10 protein-coding genes, 6 pseudogenes and 1 other annotated feature are annotated in these 15,310 nt (G+C 58.8%); of the genes and pseudogenes, 7 read left to right on the top strand and 9 right to left on the bottom strand.

Translation table 11 applies throughout. The features are described from left to right. Window positions 1-3: 3 nt before the first annotated feature. From FXB38_RS10090 to FXB38_RS10100, 3 genes are all read left to right on the top strand, one after another. A complete protein-coding gene (locus FXB38_RS10090; protein ID WP_148750707.1) occupies window positions 4-831 on the top strand; it encodes a citryl-CoA lyase in 828 nt (275 codons plus the stop codon). Next, a complete protein-coding gene (locus FXB38_RS10095; protein WP_187434775.1) occupies window positions 828-1,751 on the top strand; it encodes an SMP-30/gluconolactonase/LRE family protein in 924 nt (307 codons plus the stop codon). Before FXB38_RS10090 ends, FXB38_RS10095 begins: the two co-directional genes overlap by 4 nt. Window positions 1,752-2,178: 427 nt before the next feature. Next, window positions 2,179-3,096, top strand: coding sequence for a LysR family transcriptional regulator (locus FXB38_RS10100; RefSeq protein ID WP_148750708.1), 918 nt, complete (start codon window positions 2,179-2,181; stop codon window positions 3,094-3,096). Here the strand turns inward: FXB38_RS10100 and FXB38_RS10105 are convergent. Both FXB38_RS10105 and FXB38_RS10110 read right to left on the bottom strand, forming a co-directional pair. After that, the gene (locus FXB38_RS10105) at window positions 3,060-3,317 is read right to left on the bottom strand and encodes a DUF2274 domain-containing protein (RefSeq protein WP_148750709.1); all 258 of its coding nucleotides are present in this window, start codon (window positions 3,315-3,317) and stop codon (window positions 3,060-3,062) included. The genes FXB38_RS10100 and FXB38_RS10105 overlap by 37 nt on opposite strands. Then, window positions 3,314-3,745, bottom strand: a pseudogene (locus FXB38_RS10110) (TraB/TrbI/VirB10 family type IV secretion system protein); the annotation flags it as partial. The pseudogene FXB38_RS10110 and the gene FXB38_RS10105, both read right to left, overlap by 4 nt. Here FXB38_RS10110 and FXB38_RS10115 point away from each other — a divergent pair. The 3 pseudogenes from FXB38_RS10115 to FXB38_RS10130 form a co-directional block, all read left to right on the top strand. Further along, window positions 3,745-4,416, top strand: a pseudogene (locus tag FXB38_RS10115) (IS701 family transposase); the annotation flags it as partial. The pseudogenes FXB38_RS10110 and FXB38_RS10115 sit on opposite strands and share 1 nt — an antisense overlap. Before the next feature lie 124 nt (window positions 4,417-4,540). Next, window positions 4,541-5,653, top strand: a pseudogene (locus FXB38_RS10120) (IS110 family RNA-guided transposase). Between the two features lie 750 nt (window positions 5,654-6,403). Beyond that, window positions 6,404-6,658, top strand: a pseudogene (locus tag FXB38_RS10130) (IS66 family transposase); the annotation flags it as partial. Between the two features lie 690 nt (window positions 6,659-7,348). Here the strand turns inward: FXB38_RS10130 and FXB38_RS10135 are convergent. From FXB38_RS10135 to FXB38_RS10165, 7 genes and pseudogenes are all read right to left on the bottom strand, one after another. Next, window positions 7,349-8,038 (bottom strand): aminotransferase class I/II-fold pyridoxal phosphate-dependent enzyme, encoded by a 690-nt coding sequence (locus FXB38_RS10135; protein WP_148750710.1) that lies wholly within the window; start codon window positions 8,036-8,038, stop codon window positions 7,349-7,351. Between the two features lie 19 nt (window positions 8,039-8,057). After that, a complete protein-coding gene (locus FXB38_RS10140; protein WP_148750711.1) occupies window positions 8,058-9,635 on the bottom strand; it encodes a class I tRNA ligase family protein in 1,578 nt (525 codons plus the stop codon). 1 nt (window position 9,636) lies between these two features. Continuing rightward, entirely contained in the window at window positions 9,637-9,966 is a 330-nt protein-coding gene (locus tag FXB38_RS10145; RefSeq protein ID WP_148750712.1) for a cupin domain-containing protein, read from the bottom strand. 24 nt (window positions 9,967-9,990) lie between these two features. Next, window positions 9,991-10,770: a phytanoyl-CoA dioxygenase family protein gene (locus tag FXB38_RS10150; protein ID WP_148750713.1), complete on the bottom strand. Its 780-nt coding sequence runs from the start codon at window positions 10,768-10,770 to the stop codon at window positions 9,991-9,993. Continuing rightward, on the bottom strand, window positions 10,760-12,040 hold the full coding sequence (locus FXB38_RS10155) for an MFS transporter (protein ID WP_148750714.1): 1,281 nt from the start codon (window positions 12,038-12,040) through the stop codon (window positions 10,760-10,762). The genes FXB38_RS10150 and FXB38_RS10155 overlap by 11 nt, the downstream gene beginning before the upstream one ends. Continuing rightward, the gene (locus FXB38_RS10160) at window positions 12,037-13,401 is read right to left on the bottom strand and encodes a lysine N(6)-hydroxylase/L-ornithine N(5)-oxygenase family protein (protein WP_246229799.1); all 1,365 of its coding nucleotides are present in this window, start codon (window positions 13,399-13,401) and stop codon (window positions 12,037-12,039) included. Before FXB38_RS10160 ends, FXB38_RS10155 begins: the two co-directional genes overlap by 4 nt. A gap of 590 nt (window positions 13,402-13,991) precedes the next feature. Continuing rightward, window positions 13,992-14,918, bottom strand: a pseudogene (locus FXB38_RS10165) (IS3 family transposase); the annotation flags it as partial. Further along, window positions 14,832-14,949, bottom strand: a sequence feature (AL1L pseudoknot). (Overlaps the previous pseudogene by 87 nt.) On the opposite strand from FXB38_RS10165, the pseudogene FXB38_RS10170 reads away from it, so the two are divergent. After that, window positions 14,922-15,302 (top strand): annotated as a pseudogene (locus FXB38_RS10170) (amino acid ABC transporter ATP-binding protein); the annotation flags it as partial. (Overlaps the previous feature by 28 nt.) Window positions 15,303-15,310: the final 8 nt, after the last annotated feature.

Below are 15,310 nucleotides of genomic sequence, written 5' to 3' on the forward strand. Positions count from 1 at the left end.
AGAATGAGCGAAACAGAGCTACGAGAGCGGGCTGCGCATTGGTGGCGGACCTCGATATGCGACATAGCGCCAGGCCGCATCGCCTACCGCGGATATCCAATCGAGGAATTGATCGGGCGCATTTCGTTTCCCGCGATGATCTGGTTGATGCTGCGCGGCGAATTCCCGGCACCGATCCAGGAAAGGCTCCTGCAGGCTGCGCTGGTCGCTTCCGTCGACCATGGACCGCACGCGCCTTCAATCGCCATTGCGCAGATGGCCGTCAGCTGCGGGTTGCCGCTCAATGGGGCGATGGCGTCTGCGATCAATACGCTCGATGATGTGCATGGCGGCGCCGGAGAGCAGGCGATCGAACTGTACGAGGAGGTCCTGCGACGCAGCGAGGCCGGGCACATCGATGAGGCTGCGGCCGATGCCATCGATCACTTCACCCGCACGCGCAGCAAATATCTCCCTGGCTTCGGTCATCGGTTTCATCCCATTGACCCGCGTGCCGAACCGTTGCTCGCGTTGGTGGATGCCGCGGTAAGCGACGGTGCTGTGAGTGGTCGCTACGCCAACGCTGCGCGCGCGATCGAGCGCGTCATGCAAAAGCGCAAGGGCAAGCTCATTCCCATGAACATCGACGGGGCTACCGCGGTGATTTATGGAGAACTCGGCTTTGCGGCGCCCCTAGCGCGGGGCATCTTCTGCCTGTCGCGCGCGGTCGGCATTCTAGCGCACGCGTGGGAGCAGACCGGACGCAAGGACCGCAACAAAGGACCCATGCCGAAGCTGTTTGCCTACAAATACGAGGGGCAGCCGAAACGAAGCCTGAAAAGCGCGCCATGATGTACCTCGACGGCCCCCCACGGGTCATTGAAACGCGTGTCTTGTCAACCATGCCGGCCGAATTTCGTCGGCCCGGGCTTCGCTCAGACTGGGCGGACGCCAATCGGGGCGGCAAGCCCGTGGACTGCTTCATCGAGGGGCCGTCGTTCGATGCGTCCGGAAATCTCTATCTGGTCGACATTCCCTTCGGCCGCATCTTCAGGATTGCAACCGACGGCAGCTGGTCCTTAGTCATCGAATATGATGGCTGGCCAAACGGCCTGAAGATCGCGCCTGATGGCCGCATCCTGGTTGCCGATTACATGAATGGCCTCATGGAACTGGATGCGCGTCGCGGCACGATCCGCACTCTGCTAGGTCACCGCAATTCCGAATCGTTCAGAGGCTGCAACGACCTGCATATCGCATCGACTGGCGACATCTATTTTACGGACCAGGGCCAGACCGGACTGCACGATCCAAGCGGCCGTGTGTTTCGCCTGCGTCCCGACGGACGACTTGACTGCCTGATCTCCAACGGACCAAGCCCGAATGGTCTTGTTCTCGACCCCAACGAGACTGTCCTGTTCGTGGCGATGACCCGGGACAACTGCGTCTGGCGCGTGCCCCTGACGAAAGATGGGGGCGTCGCAAAGGTCGGCAAGTTCAGCTCATTTTTCGGAACGAGCGGTCCTGATGGATTGGCGATAGATGCCAAGGGACAGCTGTTTGTTGCGCATGCATCACTTGGGCATGTTTTCGTGCTCGCCGCGAATGGTGAGTGCATCGCCCGCATCAGATCCTGCACCGGCTCGACCTGCACGAATATCGCCTTTGGTCCAGACGGCGCATTGTACATTACAGAATCATCGACTGGGTCGGTGCTAATCGCAGATCTTGACAGCCTGTCTAATAGAACTAGGGGAGGCCACAGGACTTGATCGCATGCGCGTCGTGCGGCAGGTGTCGAGATAGTTTTGTGTGTGAGCACGGAAATGATGCCCACGCCCTAACGGATCCGACCATTGATCAGAAAACGGGCAAGGAACGACGTGGTGGCTCAACAAACTTGGTCGACCAGCCTCCTCCGGCGTGAAGGCGCAAGTAAAAGAAATCTCGCACCGAAATTGCTGTCCGAACGCTTTCGAGTGATCGTTGTCGCGCGCTACCGTACGAGGCAGCCCTCCTATGTTCGCTTTGACGCTTTTGGGCTGCACGAGCAGCTCTCATCCGGGTGTCCGGGTTTAGGTGTCAGCATCGCGGACAAAGAAGTGACGGAGAACAACTCGAAGGAAGCAACGCAAGCAAATGGAGTGACGCATTCGCGACAGAATGTGAGCACTGGCAACTAGCCATGGGGTTTCGACCGTGCCTGTGGAATTTCGAGATCTACGCTGGGCGATCGTCGCGTCCCAGCACCGAAGCCTCCGTCAAGCGGCAGAAGCGCTCAACATCAAGCAGTCGACTCTTAGTCGCCGCTTGCGCAATCTCGAATGCAAGTTGGGCAGCACTCTGTTCGAGCGCACAAATGGCGGTACGCGACCGACCATCGAAGGTCAGGAATTCCTCGATGCCGCCCGGCGCGTCGTGGGCGAAACTGATGCAATGACCGCTCGTCTCAAGACCCGCTCGCGTGGCGAGAGCGGTCGGTTGACCATCGGCATCCACACCTCCCTCTCAGCCGGCAATCTCCGGGCCACTCTCCTCGAGCACCGGCACCGCTTCCCCGATGTCGATAGACAACTGGTCGACGGAGCGAGCGACCATCTGATCTCGGATCTCGCCAGCTCCGCCGTTGACGTCGCCTTGGTGGCCGAGCCCAATCCGAAATGGAGTGACAGGTCATTGTTGCTCTGGAGCGAGCGTGTCGTTGCCGCCCTCCCCGCGAACCATCCGTTGACGGGCCGTGAAGTAGTTCACTGGGGCGAACTGAGGAACGAATCGCTTTTAATGTCACAGCGAGGCCCGGGACCGGAATTCCTGAAGCTCCTCATCAGCAAATTGGGATCCTCCGACCCTTGCCTGCTGCTTCGCCATGATGTCGTGCTCGACCGCCTCCTCTCCTTGGTCGGCGTGGGCTGGGGCATTCTACTGATATTGGAAAGTGCGACTGGCGCAGTCTATCCGGGTGTCACCTTCCGCGAGGTGCATGATGCCGAGGGCCCGACGCGGCTGAGCTTCCGCGCCTACTGGCGGCAGGCCAACGGCAATCCATCATTGCGTCCGTTTCTTGACCTGCTTCGTGAACGCTACCCGGATCTCTCAGCCGCTCCAGGATTGGACTGAGCAGCACTTCGCCGTGCTTTCGTAAAGGCGTGATCGGTCGCCATGAAACGCTCGATCATCGGTGCGATCAATTTGGCGGGCTCAATCGGTGTCGTCGCGCCTCCGCTACGCCTCAGAATCTCAGCGTAGCTTTTGAGATCCCTGAAGACCGCCGCCGGCAGCTCGATCGTGAGCTTGACCGGTTTGTCGTCTTCGAGTGGTCCAAGCTTGAGCTTCGTCATCGCGTACCTTTTTGTCCGTAGGGCGCCAGCACCAGGTCGCGCGTGACGATCACGCGGACCGGGAAACCTGGTCGGATGGTCAGGGTCGGCTGGATATTCAGTTGGCGCTGCACGATTTGCCGGCCGGTCTGGCTGATGCTGTTGGACGCGCCGCTGCGGATCGCTTGAACGAGATTGTTCTCGTTCTGACTCGTGCCTGCCTCGGCTCCGACGCTGAGCATGGTCGAGAGAACGGCGGCCTTGAACAGCATGCCCCAATGGTTGTCGACCTCGTCCTCGAGTCCGGCATAACCACCGGTGTCGGCGCCGGGCTGGCGTTCCAGCACGATCGATTTGACGTCCGGCATGATGATGCGTGTCCAGACCAAGAGGATTCGACTCTGGCCAAATGCGACAGAGCTGTCGTACCGGCCGATCAGCTTCGCGCCCGAAACTGATGCGCCGCAACCGTCAGCATCAGCCGGCCGCCGTCAAGGCGCTCGCGATCGGCCTGCCGGCCAAAGCTTGGCGCACCATCACGTGGCGGCAAGGAACGAACGAAAAGCTGACCTCGCGCTTTGCACGCGTGCGGGTCCGTGCCGCGCATCGTGATTATTGGCAAACCACCCGGCGATTGGAGGAATGGTTGCTGATCGAATGGCCAAAAGGCGAGGACCAGCCTACCAAATACTGGCTCTCGACATTGCCGGAGGATGTGGCATTCCGGACTCTCGTTGAGACGGCTAAATTGCGCTGGCGCATCGAACGCGACTATCAGGAACTCAAGCAAGAGGTCGGGCTCGGCCACTTCGAGGGACGCGGCTGGCGCGGCTTTCATCATCACGCAACAATGTGCATCGCAGCCTACGGATTCCTGATCTCCGAGCGGGAGACGATTCCCCCCTCAGGCGCTCGGCGCGCCCGGCCGATTCCGCTCGATCGCATTCCCGCAGATCACAGACCCCGCGGATCTGCCGCTGCGGACCCAACGTCACATTCCATACTCGATCGCGACGATGCGACGGCGCCTCGAACATGGGCTCGTCCGAACGCTGTCGAGATGCCCTTGTTGTGCGATCAAGTTCGACCACCAGACAGATCATCGTTTGTGACGCAGTAGGATTAGTTAGCTAGACCCTATGTTCGCCCTCTGAGGTGACGGGCGGCCCGCCCCGCGGCAAGCTCCTATCGAGGGTTGCGCCGGATGGTCCGGCGCCGAGCCTCAAGCATGGGGAGCGGGCCTGATGAACGATAGCATTTTCGTGGGGCTGGATGTGCACAAGGCGACGATTTCGGTTGCGGTGGCCGAAGGGATGCGCGGTGGGGAAGTTCGTAACTTGGGAATCATCCCCAATCGCGTCGATCAGATCGAGAAGCTGGCGAAGAAGCTTGGCAAGGGTGACCGGCAGGTAAGTTTTTTCTACGAGGCCGGTCCCTGCGGATATGGCCTGCATCGACAACTGAAGGGACTGGGGCACAACTGCATCGTGGTGGCTCCGTCGCTGATCCCGATGAAGGCCGGGGATCGGGTAAAAACCGACCGGCGCGATGCGGCGATGCTGGCCAAGCTGCACCGGAGCGGCGAGCTGACAGCGGTGTGGGTTCCGGATGCGGCGCATGAGGCCATGCGCGACTTGGTGAGAGCCCGCGCCACGGCGATGCGTGTGCTCGGCAAGGCACGGCAACATCTCTAAGGCTTCCTGCTGCGACATGGGCGCATCTATGCCGGGAAGAAGGGATGGACTCTGGCTTATCGTCGCTGGCTCACCACGGTGCGCTTCGATCACCCGGCGAGCCAAATCGTTCTGCAGGACTACATTCATGCCGTGACCGACGCCGAGGCCCGTGTGGACTGCTTGACCAAGCGGATCGAGGAGCTGGCGCCACAATGGTCGATGACGCCATTCGTTGAGGCCGTGCAGGCCATGCGCGGCGTCGCCTTCATCGCTGCCGTGACCGTGGTTGCTGAGGTCAGCGACTTCTCCCGTTTCGACAATCCCCGCCAGTTGATGGGCTTTCTCGGCCTCGTGCCGTCGGAGCATTCGAGCGGCGCCATCATCCGACGCGGCGGTATCACTAAGGCCGGCAACGCTCTGGCCAGGCGCGCTCTGATCGAGGGGGCATGGACCTATCGCATGCAAGCTCGCGTCAGTCGCAAGCTCCATGACCGTAACGAACGCCTACCTCAAGCTATCCGCGATATCGCCTGGAAGGCTCAGGTCAGGCTGTGCGCCCGCTATCGCCGCTTGTCGGCGGCCGGCAAACCGAAGGTGATCGTCACCACCGCCATTGCACGCGAGATGGTCGGCTTCCTGTGGGCGATCACCCGTCAAGTGCAACTCGGGCCGGCCGTCTGAAGAAGAGCGCTGCTCAACCATATCGGTGCCCACGGCAGGAGGCAGGGCGCGGTGGGGAATCCTCGTGAGCCGCTTTCGCGCCGAATGCCTCAATGGCCACTGGTTCCTGTCCCTTGCGGATGCCCAGGACAGAAGAGACATGGGCACATCGTTAGCGAGGGCCACCGCGTGGGCGGTCGGCAGTCGAACGCCGATTTTGCCGCACAACCACGTCCGCGCAACCAGCCCGCCATCGTGATCACGGGACAAAGCTCTACTCTTGGGTGGTCTAAAGTTCGGTCTCACTGAAAATCCCGAGATGTAACTGCTGCCGCATGAAAGTTCAGTGGCAGGTCAGGTGCAGGATAATTCTCGGGCGTATCCACCGTATCGGTGACCTGTGAGGGATCTAGCGCTGGTGGTGCGCTCGTAGACTCCTGGTCATCGCCCGCGCTTCCGCCGCGACGCCGTCCTGTGAGGACGTCAGATCTGCACTAAGCGTTGGCCGTAAGGGATATCAGCCGATTTGCCGAGCCCCTGTCCCTCGACTGCTAGGCATGGCGACGATCCGAGCTCTCTCAGCTTCCGTACGTACGCGGCGCCCCGATGGTCCTTCAAGAACCTCCAGCCGGCTCACCGACCCCGTCGTTGAGCCGTCCAAATGGACGTCCTTTTTGTTGTCCAATCCCATCCCAAACCTCCGTCCAAGCCGGAGGCTTCTTTCGCACAGCTATACCGATCCCCGAAGCAAGGGTCCCGGCTAAGCGCTTACGCTCCTCCGAGGTCCTGAAGCCTATGAATTACAAGCTCAGGCGCTGGGACGACTCGTCCGCTTCCTCGACGATGGCAAGATCTGCTTGACCAAAGCGCTGAGCGCGCATTGAGAGGCATTGCCTTGGAAGGCGCAACTTGACCTTCGCTGGTAGCCAGCGTGGCGCCGACCGTGCCGCCATCATGCTGCCGATGATCACGACCTGTCGCCTCAACGACGTTGATCCCAAGGCCTGGCTCGCCGAGGTTCTGGCGTTGGCGACTCTGGCAGAGTGCGCTGGCGCAAGTCAGCATCGTCGCGCAACTCCGACGGCGTTAGCGCATTCAGGTCAACCAAAGACTCACGAGCAGCGTAGGTGTCTGAGCGAGCTCTGGCAGGATGCGCCGGCCAAAGTGAGCATCGTCGCGGTTCAGACGGCGCGGGCGTATTCAGATCAACAAAAGGCTCAAGACCGCCGCCGGTGCGTGACAGGGGCCCTGCAGTCGATGGTGATGCTCGTTCTTGCATCGGCTGGCCAACGAGCCCAAGCTCCCGCGCTCGGGGTAGCCAGGCGTCGGGGGAAGCTCCCGCGCCGAGCCGGACTGCCGAGCGGACTGCACGGCCGGCGAACCCGGCTGCTCACGAGCTTGCAGCCCAGCTCGCGGTTCACGGCGATGAGCTTTAAGTAGCTTGCAAAGATGCGGCAAATCGGGACCGTATACTCTGCCACCAGTGCGTGGGAACGAAGCCCCCCTTATACAGCTCGAACATTTCTTCGAGCTTCGGACGAGTGATGGGCAGGTGCGTTAGAGCGCACCAAGGCGACCTTGCCGGCGGGCAACAAAGCAGGACAGCGACTTCGTGTGTCCGCGTAAGCTGGCTCTCTTCAGAAGTGTCGGCGCTGGGAGCTGGACCTGCGACCCCGCGTCAGATGGGAAAACTCTGCTGAAACATACCACGCGCGTCTAGAGTTTAGCATGCAAATTATCTAAGCGCTCCAGCCCCTGCTCAATGAGAGATATTGGAAGATAGCTGAAACACAGCCGCACGTGACGGCCACTTCGTGGGCCATAGTTCCGACCATTTATAAGGTGCACGTCGTGCTCGCGGCTCGCAGCTTCAATAAACCTCTCCGGATCCGTACCCGCGGTAAGCTGTACCCAGAACGAGAAGCCCCCGCTTGGCACACTATATTCCGGCTCGCAAATCCGGCTGTGCTGCAATAACCTATGTACGCCGTCTCGCTTCGCTCGGTAGTGCTCGCGCAAGCGTGTTATGTGCGAGTCAAGAGCGCGCGATTGCAAGTAGGAGGGGTCCTCCGTCAGGACCACGTCCCCGGGGTCAATCCAGCCATCGGCAAGTAATTGTAAGGCCTGCGAAGCTCCACCCGTAAGCATAACTTGGTCATGCCGCACACCGTACCTCAGTGCGAGCTTGGTACGAAGTTCGGGCAAACCCGCGGCATCCGTATACTGCGGCAGATCGGCGGGAGCCACACCCGTACGTCCGTCAAACGCGTCTGGCCACGGCAGTTCTGCAAACATGACCTGGTCGGCCAGCGCGTGGCCGAAATTGATCCCATGCGTCGCACTTGAGGAGTTGAACGGCGCAAAACCCTGAGCGACAGCGCTGCGTTTTGAGATGCGCGTATTCATGGCTTCGTCATTCGGATCTTCATGATTGCCAAATCTGTTCTCTGCCAAAGCGCTTATTGTACTCCGAGGCAAAGCTTGCAGGTATTGGCGTGCTGAAACGGGGAAAGTCCACCGACCCCTTTGGCTGGGCTGCTACGGCTGATGGCTCGAGGGACGGCCGCCACGCACCGCCAAAGTAGTGCTGGCCGTAGCCCATCGCTAGCTCAGGTACTACGGGATAGAGTAGGCTCAGGAACAGCGAGATCTGCGCAGCATTCCATGTCCAACCCTTTGCATGTGCGAAGCCAGCTAGCTCGAAGTACCTGTCGATGATATCAAGCGCATCCCAGAAACGCAGTGTGGTGACCGCATCGGCGTAATCTTCAGCGAAGCGGCGGAAATTCGGGGGGAGTTCGGTGCTCTCTACCGTGAGTGCGCTTTCTGCACACCGCCGTAACGCATCTTCCCAGACCAGAATGCGTGAGGCTGCCGAGATGAGTCCGTCGAGATCAAAATCGTTTGAGTCGGCTCCAAACGGCTTGGCCACTCGCGCCAGTGCATAACGGAGTACGTTTGGCCCCACCTCGCGCGCCACTTCATCAGCCCAAAGAGCATGATCACGACTGGTGGAAAACTTCTCGCCTTCCAGCTTGTAGAAATCCTGGACGGAGTGATTTTTTGGAATTGGGTAGCCGCGCGCGAGCAGAGCGCCGGCCACACCTAGCGTGTAATAGAAGCGATTATCTTGCCCCATGAAGAAGAGAAGCTCGCTGTTCTGGTCGTGCAACGTCGCGCTTGCGTCCAGACCTAAGCGGGCGCATTGCTCGCGAATTCCGGTGTCGAAGCACCAGAGGCCCTCAAACCATGTAAGCAGCGTTTGGCCGATCAGAGAGTCAGGCTGTTTTACCTCAACTCCGTGCCAAAAATGGCGGGTCATCGGCAAGCCGCGCACCTCCCGGCGTAGCCAAGCGCGCGCCTTGGCGCGTATCGGCTCGGGCCACGCGCTTTCTCCAATGGCTTCGTGCAGTTGGCGAGCGAGACGTGGCATGTCGAACACGGCCTGCTTGATGGCTCTTAGCACAAGATTGCGGCCGCAGGTGACGTGCCGTGCGTCACGGATTGTGTCGTGCTGAACAGCCAGCCCGCAGTTCTCACACAGGTTGCTGTCGCAAGACGATGAGCAGGCCGGGCAATGGCCAGTTGCGAGCGAGTCCGTAACGAGTTCATCGCAATGTTCGCAATACAGTTGGACGCCCTGCCGTACGTCGACGTAACCGGCCACTTGCAGCTCGCGGAATATCGCTAGCGCATTTTCCTTGTGAATCTCGCTAGATGTGCGCACGAACACATCAGGCGTAATTTGCACGGCACGCAAACACTCTAAGATCTGGTGAACGTATTGTTCTGCGACATCGCTAAAGGATCGGCCGATCTTTCGTGCCGTTTCGAGCGTATGTGTGCCGTGCTCGTCTGAGCCGGTGATGTAGTAGGCCCGATGGCCGGTCATGCGTTGAAAGCGGACGAAGATATCAGCGAGTAAATACACGCCGCCGATGTGGCCGAGATGTAGTTTGCCGTTAGGGCAAGGCGGCGCGGGACAAACAAAATAAGTGCGCACGTCAATCCCACCAGATCGAGATAAACTTGAGAGTGCTGTCTTGGCTGATATTGCGGATAGTGTGCGTCTGATGTGGCGACATGTAACACAACGTCGTTTCGCCAACATCACGGACCTGACCGTCGACTTCGCACTCTCCACGACCAGAGATCAGCAGCCACAGCTCGTGCTCCTGATGATCGTGCGGGTCGACCGCATCGCCTGGAGCAAGCTCCACGACTGAAGCGCCAAATGTTGGGCTGAGACCCTCCGGCAGATGCTCCAAAAGGCGCCAGACCAGAACGCCGTATTCGGTCCTCATCAGAGAATGATCGAGCTGCGTCGTGTACATGTTGGTCTTCCTCAGACGGGGCTATCAATCGCGATAGAATATGCCATTGGGAAGCTTTAGGTTTTCAAGATCGGCCACCGCTTCCTCTGGAGGGTTGTAGGCGCGCTTCATGCAGTTGTATTCGGTGCGTGTCGGACCCCCAGTGGATGCGCGCTGGAATACCAAGTGAATCGCACGACGCGACCGATCGCTCTTGTTTGGCAAGGAGTAATGGGGCGCATAATCGTCGAAAATGAAAACATCACCAGCTTTCAATTGCACCGGCTCCCATGTGAAGGTCTCGGCGATCTCCGGGTGAATCACGCCGCCGGCATCCATCGGAAACATTCCTTCCTTATGGCGAGCTGGCGTGAAGAAGAGCCCACCGTTACCCGGGTCGGAGTCGTCCACGGCGATGGATGCAATTGCGTGCACCATGCGGTCGGGTATCTTGTGCGGCACATGGTAGATGTCCTGATGAGGGCGGTATCCGCCGCTGTCCGGATACTTGAAGATCAGAAGTTCCTTCAACATCCGTGTCTTCTCATTCAAGAGTGTCTCGACCGCTATACGAATGCGTCCATCGGCCAGGAGCGCCTCCCGTAGAGGGGCATGGTAGTCTAAGAGGTTCTCGGCCTTCGAGATAATCTTCCGGCTGTCACTCGTCTTCTCGAACCACAACATCCACTTATCGGAGCTTACATCCCAACGTGCAACTTCCTCAACGTAACGAGAAATCTTATTGCGCGTGGCTGGATCGAAGAACCTTTCCAATCGAAGGTATCCATCCTTATGCCATTTCGATTGTTGTGCCTCAGTCAGCATGTGTGAGCTCCTTCCTAAGATGAGGCGGATCAGTTGTGCTTTGCCCGAGGCGGGTTGCTAGCACCGCATTAAGAGCGGTCGCGCTCAATAGGCTCAGCAACATCACGTCAAGGCCGAATCCACGGACCAATTGCCCTCCAACCATGGGAAAGCCGAAGAGCCCGAGGAAGTATGCGAGGGTAAAGATCTGCGAGGTAGTGGGCACGGAGACGCCGTGCTCGCCGGCGAGATTGACGGCTATCGTGTTCAAGGTTGAATAACTTAACCCATAGCCGGCGGCAAAGAGGACTGTGGCCGCAATATAGAGTGAGGTGCTGCCACCGTTGAGAAGGAACAGCACCAGAGACGCAGCGATCAGTAGGATGAGCGTGAGCGCCAGTCGGCGTAACGGCAGGCTGCCCATGAGGTGAGCGACTGAGAAGCGTAGTACCACGCTCGTAGCAGTAAAAACGAGAAAGAACAGATCGGAATTCAAGTGACGTGATGCGGAATACGCGCTCTGATATGTGGACAGCCCCGCGAACGTGCAGGCTGAAATCGCAATCATGGCGATAGGGAGCGCTGTGCACTTCTGAAGCAGTGTCGTAGTCGCGGCAAGTGTAATCGCGATATCCGGCATAGCCAGTGCCGATAGCCTCGACATCGCGCGTCTTGTAAGGTCTACGCAGGCGGCGGCGGTCACGCACGCAATCGCAAGCACCGCATAAATCGTGGCCAGCGAACCCGTGTATTTTGCGAGCAAGTGACCAAGTGGAGCCGCTAGGCCGAGCCCAGCCATTTGTGATCCGGATAAGACCGTCAAATACTGAATACGTGCTGAGGGCCGTAGATGCCGAATGATCTGCAGCGGTGCCAGAATGTAGAACACTGACCAAGCAGCGCCCACCATTAGTCCTCCAACGTACGCCGCTCGCGTATCGAGGGCAGCGCCGGCAAAGGCCAGCATGGCTACCGCCATAAACAGCGATGCGGCAGTCAACGTGGGTAATAGGCCTATCCGCTTTGCCAGCCACCCAGCCAAGCAACAGGAAACGAGAGTAGTAGCCAGGCCGCTGGAAATAATAAGACCCGCGACTCGACTATCCGTTTCGAGCGCATGCATGTAGTCCGGCAATAGAAAGCTAGTGCCGTAAGCTGCTGCAATGACAATGGAGGCAATCAAAAATGGTACAAAGGCGCGGTAGTCGAGCGTGCCTGAAAGCTGGTCGGCGGCGTTGGCCGTTCCATCCGCAATCCGGCCCCGCAGCGGTGAGGTCGAGCCGCCGTTCATGTGCTACCCAACATCTGTCGGGTTGATCGCAACGCAACCACACCGGCGTCTCGTTCAGACGTGTCTGAACAAACCTGAATCATCTGCCTGTCGGATGTATTCAAATAGAACGGTCGGCCGAGGAGGCTGTTAATAATTTGGCTGTTGCGGTACGCCACCAAAGATAGATTGGCACTCTGCAATCCATGCTGCACGCGGCTTTGATTTTGTAGATAAATTGGTCCTGGCATGTGCCGACTGAAGCGGACTGCGTAGTCCGGGCCGAGTACGGGCAGGCCATCTTCCATACACGCACCCTCGAGGAGGGCCTCCAAGAAGGGCGGCGTACGTGGCTGGAAACCTGTAGCAAGCACTATACGATCAACGAGGATGCAGCTATTTCGCTGCGTTGCGATCTCATCTAGATCGACTCGCCAGCGCTTTTTGTGGGACGCGATGCCTTTCACGACTACGCTGGACAACACACGAAAACGGTCGGCCAGCGTGCCATCCACGCTGCGCTCGTACAGCATTTCATATAGGCGATTGCACAAATTGACAGAAATACCATCGCTCGTAAGCATCTCGCCCTTGACTATGTCCCGGCGCTGCTGAAGCGGTAGAGCGTGAAAGCGACGGCTATAGGAGGGTGTGTAAGCCTCATTCACAAAGCTGTTGTCGTCGATGGAAAACAAGTTTGAACGCGACGTTGCCCACGTGATTTGGGTGGGCACGGAACGAGTAAGCATGTCCTCAATAATCTCAGCCCCGCTCTGACCACCTCCCACAACGAGCACATGCTCGGCTGCATGCGGAAGCTGCCGCTCGAGATAGTCGGCTGCATGGTAGACAGTGTCACATAGCAAAGATCTGGCGCAGGGAGGGATCTTGGGCTCTACGCCAACGCCCACAACAACAGCGCGCGCCAAGTATGTGGTTGTATTCGTGCTGATGCGGTAGCCGTCCCTAAACGGAACGACATCCGTGACGTCCTCCGAGAAGCGGAGCGTATTGAGTCGCCCTGCGACCCACCGGTAATACTCAATGAACTCCTGCCGGGACGTTGAAGCATTTCGCCTGTTGACAAAGCTGTAGAGCCGACCATGCAGTGCCAAATAGTTGAGGAATGAGTATGGGCTAGTAGGATCGACTAGGGTCACGCAATCCTTGAGCGGCGACACCTGAAGTCGACTGTTCGGCAGTGCAAGGCCTGGATGCCAGAAAAGTGCGTCTCGCTTCTCCAGGAAAAGTGCGCGGAGCGGAGTAGGTTCAATAAGTGCTGCAAGACTGAGGTTAAATGGGCCGACCCCAATTCCGATGACATCCAGCATTTCCACAGAAGTCTCTTTTAGCTCGTGTAAGTTCTTGTCCTTGGCGCTCATGTAAATTCTGTCCGGGTCCTTCGCTTCATTACCGAAGCACGTTTGTGTGACTTGGGATGGGGCAGCGGCTTGGCCTGTAGCCGCGGGAGGCATGGTGAATGATGCATCCGCAATAGCCGCGTCTTGCAAGACGTCTGTTGAAACCGGCAACAGTCTCATCCGTGTGAACACTAAAGTCCGCCTGCGACCATCTTCACCCACCTCATCCGGTGATCTCTCTGCTCATTAGCAACCGCCGTGCCACCCGCAAAATCTCGACTGCGCCTTGTTGGACGAGAAGAACATGCCCACGTACAGCGTTTCGCGCGGAGTTGCTCCGGCAGCTCCTGTCGGATTTACGACATTAAGGCGGCAATCTGACATACACATACGGAATACGAAGCGCGCGGATCCATGGCTGAGAAACCAACACACCGTGAATGCTCATCTAGCCGACAATGCTCAAATCACCACGATCTTCCACACATTGTCAGCGTTACAAGAAGGGTCGGACGATCTACATCGAGAGTGAACCCGCGGAATGCGTCTATCATGTCATGAAAGGAGCGGTATGAACCGCCCCGGGTTTGCCGGAGGCCATTTGGTTTAAGTTATGCCGCCATGGCCGGTTGTTCCAGCATGGCGTAGTAGCGTTGCTCGGCTTCGGCCGGCGGTATGTTGCCGATGGGCTCCAGGAGCCGCCGGTTGTTGAACCAGTCGACCCATTCCAGCGTCGCGAACTCGACGGCCTCGAAGCTGCGCCATGGTCCGCGCCGATGGATCACCTCGGCCTTGTAGAGCCCGTTGATGGTTTCGGCGAGAGCGTTGTCATAGGAATCTCCGACGCTGCCGACAGAAGGCTCGACGCCTGCTTCAGCCAGGCGCTCGGTGTATTTGATTGAGACGTATTGGGCGGATTGGCTGCCCCTGTCGCTGTGGTGGACGAGCCCGCCGCAATGGACCGGCCGACGATCATGCAATGCCTTCTCCAGCGCATCGAGCACGAAGCCTGCATGCGCCGTGCGCGAGGCTCGCCAGCCCACGATCCTGCGGGCATAGGCGTCGATCACAAAGGCGACGTAGACAAAGCCCGTCCAGGTCGCGACATAGGTGAAGTCGGAGAGCCAGAGGACGTTCGGCCTTGGCGCCTTGAATTGGCGGTTGACGTGATCCAGCGGGCATGGCGCGGCCTTGTCGCTGATCGTGGTTTTGACCGGCTTGCCGCTGATAACACCTTGCAAACCCATGTCCCTCATTAGTCGCGACACGGTGCAACGGGCAACATCGAAGCCTTCGCGCTTGAGCTGCCGCCAGACCTTGCGCACGCCATAGACGGAGAAGTTCTCATCGAACACGCGCCGGACTTCGATCTTCAACCTGACATCCTGCCTGGCGCGCGCCGACAGCTTGGCCGGATCGCGCCGTTTGGCCACATGGGCATGGTAGGTCGAGGGGGCGATCGGCAAGACCTTGCAGATCGGCTCGACCCCATGCGCCCCACGATGATCGTCAATGAAGGCGATCATGGCTTGGACCGGCGTGCTGCCGAACTACTCCGCCAGGTTGGCTTGCTTGATCATGCGAAGAAATACCCGGCTCAATTGTCCGGCGGCCAGCAGCAGCGGGTTGCCATCGCGCGAGCACTCGCGAACAGGCCGGCGGTTATGCTGTTCGACGAACCGACCTCCGCTCTAGATCCGGAGATGATCAACGAAGTCCTTGACGTGATGACAGCCCTCGCGGAGGGCAAGACAACTATGATCGTCGTGACACATGAGTTGGGATTTGCGCGCCGAGTAGGAGATCGCGTCGTATTCATGGATGCTGGTCGCATTGTCGATGATCTTCCTAAAGACGAGTTTTTCGCCGGAAACACTAGCGATCGTGCTCGTGACTTCCTCTCCAAGGTACTTCAACACTAACGCCCGAG

This window comes from Bradyrhizobium cytisi (genome assembly GCF_008123515.1).
In the GTDB taxonomy this organism is placed as follows: Bacteria; Pseudomonadota; Alphaproteobacteria; order Rhizobiales; family Xanthobacteraceae; genus Bradyrhizobium; species Bradyrhizobium cytisi.